The 4,700-nt window shown below is 75.7% G+C and carries 4 protein-coding genes; all 4 read right to left on the reverse strand.

The genetic code is table 11. From position 1 onward, the window contains the following. Positions 1-21: 21 nt before the first annotated feature. Complete coding sequence (locus tag AB0J52_RS27945; RefSeq protein ID WP_500185381.1) at positions 22-1,557, reverse strand: GlnX family signal transduction membrane protein; 1,536 nt, start codon at positions 1,555-1,557, stop codon at positions 22-24. Beyond that, positions 1,554-2,321: an FHA domain-containing protein gene (locus tag AB0J52_RS27950; RefSeq protein ID WP_500185383.1), complete on the reverse strand. Its 768-nt coding sequence runs from the start codon at positions 2,319-2,321 to the stop codon at positions 1,554-1,556. Before AB0J52_RS27950 ends, AB0J52_RS27945 begins: the two co-directional genes overlap by 4 nt. A 4-nt stretch (positions 2,322-2,325) precedes the next feature. After that, on the reverse strand, positions 2,326-3,624 hold the full coding sequence (locus AB0J52_RS27955; RefSeq protein WP_500185384.1) for a vWA domain-containing protein: 1,299 nt from the start codon (positions 3,622-3,624) through the stop codon (positions 2,326-2,328). After that, the coding region (locus AB0J52_RS27960) for a PP2C family protein-serine/threonine phosphatase (protein ID WP_500185385.1) at positions 3,621-4,700 on the reverse strand (1,080 nt) is incomplete at its 5' end. The genes AB0J52_RS27960 and AB0J52_RS27955, both read right to left, overlap by 4 nt.

The following is a 4,700-nucleotide window of genomic DNA, read 5'->3' on the forward strand; positions in this document are numbered from 1 at the left end:
GGTGGAGTCTGGACGGCATCGTCAGATCCTTCCGAACTCGGCGAGCCGGGGGCGGACGCCCACCAGCACCAGGGCCGCGATCACGGCGGCCGCGATCGGCGGGATGACCTTCCAGCCGGACAGCCCGCCGTCGGCCTGGCTGATCGCGCGGTCGAACGCGCGGCTGTGCGTGGCCCCGAGGGAGCGCAGCGCCGCGTCGTAGGCGTCGAAGTCGCGGATCGCGGACGAGCCGCGCCCCATCCGGAAGTCGATCGCGCCGCGCCGGTCGCCGGTCTGGACGAGCCGCCGCATGTGCTGGTCGTTGCCGAGCACGGTCGCGTAGGCGCGCAGCGCGCGGGCGAGCGCGTCGCTCTCCGGGCCCTCGCGGACCTGGCGCGCCTCGTCGCCGAGCAGGCCGAGGAACGCCGACCGGTCCTGCGGGCGGTAGGTCGTCGCGGCCTTCCCGGCCAGGGCGTAGTAGGTCGCGAGGTTCGCCGGGGTGCCCGCCGGGGGCTCGACGTAGAGGATCGCCGACGCCTTGTCGAGGTAGTTCTGCTCGTAGGTGTCGGCGCGTCCGGGGTCGAGCAGGAAGCGGGACTCGTCCGCGAACGCGCTGTGGCTGATCGCGCGCGCCCGCGACAGCGTCAGGACGGAGTCGAACCCGTCCCGCTTGGCCCGCAGCAGGTGCCCGGCCTGCGCGTTCAGGACGCCGACGCCCACCGCCACCAGGACGATCGTGCCCGCCGTCGCGAGCGCGAGCCCGGGGTTCAGCAGCCGCCGGAACTCGCGCGCCATCGCGAGCTGCCCGGCCACCAGCACCAGCAGCGCCACCAGGCCCGCCGCGAGCACCCAGTACCGGGCGTCCAGGACGCTCGTCCGCTTCTCCTGGTAGGACTGCCGGACGGTCGCGCCGCTGTCCAGGGTCAGGTTGTACGCCTTCGGCAGCAGCTCCAGCTTCATCAGGTCCGACGCCTGCCGGTAGGTATCGACCACAGGCTGCGGGAGCTGGCCGGCCGGATGCCCGGACTGGTCGTTCAGCGTGAACGCCCGCCCGACGAGCCGCTGGTACTGGCCGAGCCCGTCGATGACCTCCTGGACGGTCTGCTTGCGGTCCCGGTCCTTCCCGGCGAGCTGCGCGGCCTGGACCGCCGCGCTGCCCGCGTCCGACCTCGCCCGCTCGTAGCGCCGCGTCGACTCGTCCTTGCCGATGCCGAGCGCGGTGTCGCGGCCGATCAGCAGGATGTCGGCGACCTGCGCGTCCATGTCGCTGAGCGCGAAGTACAGGTCGCCGGTCGCGACGACCTGCGGCCCCGCGTCGTGGCCGATCGTCTGCACGCCCTGCCTGGCGTCCTGCACGCCGAGCCCGAGGGCCAGCGCGAGCGCCGCGATGGTGGCCACCGCGAGCGCCGTCCAGCCGCGGATGCGGCCAGGGACGGTCTTCAGCCACCGTCCGCGCACGAACGTCACCAGGCGGCCGCGCTGGAGCTCCAGCGGCCGGACGGCGCGCCGGACCGGGGTCGTGGTCGGGACGGCGGGCTGGCGCGGCGGGACGGCCGGTTGCCGTGTCGGCGTGCTCATTCCGGGCTCCTGAGGGTGTCCGGGCTCTTCAGCGTGATGGTCGTCCAGGCCCCGACATGGACGCGGTCGCCGTCCTTCACCGGGACCGGCACGTTCACCGGGATCGGGTCGAGGTCGTCGTTGAGCGTCGTCCCGTTCGCGGAGCCCAGGTCCACCAGCGTCCACGAGCCGTCCGGCTGCGCCAGCAGCACGGCGTGCAGCCGGGAGACGCCGGGGTCCTCGGGCGGGACGGACAGGTCGATCTCCGGATCTATACCCCGCGACACGCTGCGCCGCCCGATCTGGACCCGGTCGGCGGTCATCGGCAGGCGCCGCTCGGGGCAGTACGGCGGGAACGCGATCGACCGCCCCTCCGACCCGCTCTGCGCGACGACGGCGTCGTGGTAGGCGCGGTCGGCCACGACCACGGCCGTCCAGTACCCCGGCGCGGGCCTCGGCCCGGCGTCGAACTCCTCGCTGAACACCGCCGGACGCTCCGCCTGCCGTCCGGTGTCGAAGTCGTAGCCGTCCACCTCGCAGAACCGGCCGGACTTGCCCGCCCCGCACACCGGGCAGACCACGGCCACGGCGGTGCCCGCCCCGGGCCGGGACGCCGCGCCGTCACGGGCCCCCGCCCCGCTCCCGGAGGACCGCTCCGTGCCGTCCTCGCGGACGAACTCCAGGCGCGGCGCGGACTCGACGCGCGTGCCGCACGCGTCGCAGAACTCGTCGCCCGGCCGCAGCTCCGCCGCGCACGCGCCGCACTTGCCCACGGGACCGGTCACGGCGTCAGGCCCCCGCCCCGGGGCCGGTCCCGTCCTGCCTGGTCCGGACGGTCCGGACCGAGCGGGTGTCGAGCGACATCTCGTCGGCGACGTCCACGTCCTTCTTCAGCCGGACCGTCCCGGACTCGCGGTCCACCTCGACCATCCGGCCGAGCAGCCCGGAGATCTCCTCGTTGCCGACCTGGCGGGCCAGCGCCACGGCCCGGCCCAGCCGGGTGGTCGCGCGCTCCTCGTCGCCCTCGCGGCGCGCGGCCAGGCCCTCCTGGATCGCGTCGGCCAGCTCCGACTGGCCGGTGTGGTGCGCGACGCGCGCGTTGATCCGGGTGGACAGCGCCTCGTCGTCGGTCCACTCGACCAGCACGTTCGCGTGCGCCAGCTCGTCGCCGGAGTCCGGCGCGACCAGCTTCACCCAGGCGGCGCGGCCCTGCCGCCCGACGTCGCCTGGCGGGACCTCCACGCACAGGTGGTACTCGCGGCTCTCCGCGCCCCACGCGCCGAGCGGGTAGTCGCCGATCTGGCCCCGGTCGGCGCGCCGCTCGGTCAGGTCCTCGACCACCGGGACCATCTGCTTCACGAACCGCAGCCGCCCGTTCTGCGGCGTCCAGACGCGCAGGGCCAGGTCGGCGACGCGCTTGCCCATGGCGTCGCGCATCATCTGCCGGAAGTCGCGCTCCAGGTCCGCCGGGTCGGGCACGTCGAGGAAGCCGCCGAGCAGCACCGAGGTGATCTTCCGCAGCTCCGCGACGTCCCAGTCCGTCCCGACGCCGCGCGCGTCGCAGCCGAAGACGCCCTCGCACGCGCGCAGCGCCGCGTCCAGCTCCTCGGCGGACTCGTGCTGGTTCTTGCCGTCGGTCAGCAGGATCGCGTGCCGCACCGCGCCCTGCTCCCCGGCCAGCAGCCGGGCCGTCCAGCGCAGCCAGGACCCGATCGCCGTCCCGCCGGACGCCTCCAGGCGGGACACCGCCCGCACGGCCTCCGTCCGCCGCCGCGGGTTCATCTCGACGAGCCGCTGCTCCGGCGGGTAGACCATGCGCGGGCTGTTCGCGCCCGCGAGGACGGCGAACCGCACGCCGTCCCGGACCACCCGCAGCGCCGCCTCCGCGGCCCGCTTGGCGGCGGCCATCTTCCCGGCGTACGACATCGACCCGGACGCGTCGATGATGATCACTTCGGCGGCGGCGGGCGGCCCGGACGGGGCCGCGCCGGACGACTCCACCGTGACGACGGCGTGCATCTCCCGCCCGCCGGCTCCGAGGTAGGGGTTCTGGTCGACCTTGATCGTGAAGGGCGGACGGTCGGTCATCGCCGGCTCTCCCTGCTGGTTGCTGACACCCACGTCGTCGGCTCGGGCACGGCCCCGCCCCGGTCGGACACGGCCCCGCCCCGGTCGGGCGCCGTGCGCTCCAGGTCGGACACCGTGCGCTCCGGGTCGGGCACCGTGCTCCCGCGGTCGGACACCGTGCTCTCCCTGTGGGACGCGGCGGCCCCGGGTCCGGAACCGGGAGGCCAGGTTTCGGACATTCCGGGCCTCGATTCCGTCCCGGCGGAACCTCCGGCCCCCGGGACGGACGCGGGCTCGCCGGTCCTCTCGGCCAGGGCCGGGAAAGGGATCAGCACGGCCGTCACGTTGTCCCGTCCGCCCGCCTCCAGCGCCGCGTCCAGCAGCACCCGGACGCCGGCCACCGGATCGGCCGCCGCACCGAGCGCGGCGGCGAGATCGGCGGGCCGGGGCAGGTAGTTCCACAGGCCGTCGCTGCACACCAGCACCGTCCCGGGGCCGTCCGGCGCGAACGTGGCCGCGCTGGTCGACGCGCCCCCGGAGTCCGCGCCCAGCCATCCCGTCAGCAGGTGCGCGCGGCGGTCGGCGTGCGCGGCCTCCGGCGTCATCAGCCCGGCCCGGACCATCTCCTCGGCCCACGAGTCGTCCCTGGTCAGCACCTTTCCGTCCGCCAGCCTCCGGGGCGCGAACTCCACCGTCGCCATCCGCGCCCCCGCGAAGGAACGCGCCGCGTCCCCTGCCGCCGGGCCGGGGCGGACCGGCAGGTCCACGCGGGTGAGGGACGCGGCGGACGAGCGGGAGGCCGGAAGCCAGTAGGCGCGGCTGTCGCCGACCCAGCCGATCGTGACCGTCGTCGCGTCCACCAGCACGGACACGTACGTGCAGGCGGGCGAGCCGCCCGCCCCGGACGGCTCGGAGGCGCCGAGCGCGGCGACCCTCGCGGCGGCGTGGCCGATCGCGGTGCGCGTCGCGGACAGCGGACCGGCGCCCGCCGTCAAGCACTGGGCGAGGACGGCGACGCCCGTCTCGGCGGCGACGCGCGACGCCTGGTCGGAGCCGGGCGCGGACGCGACGCCGTCGCAGACCACCGCGCACACGGC

Origin of the sequence: Spirillospora sp. NPDC049652 (assembly GCF_040675125.1) — a bacterium.
GTDB lineage: Bacteria > Actinomycetota > Actinomycetes > Streptosporangiales > Streptosporangiaceae > Spirillospora.

What these genes read in the sequence shown, in the direction of transcription:
- AB0J52_RS27955 (WP_500185384.1), bottom strand. Translation starts at nt 3,624, where the DNA reads ATGACCGACCGTCCGCCCTTCACGATCAAGGTCGACCAGAACCCCTAC.
- AB0J52_RS27945 (WP_500185381.1), bottom strand. Translation starts at nt 1,557, where the DNA reads ATGAGCACGCCGACACGGCAACCGGCCGTCCCGCCGCGCCAGCCCGCC.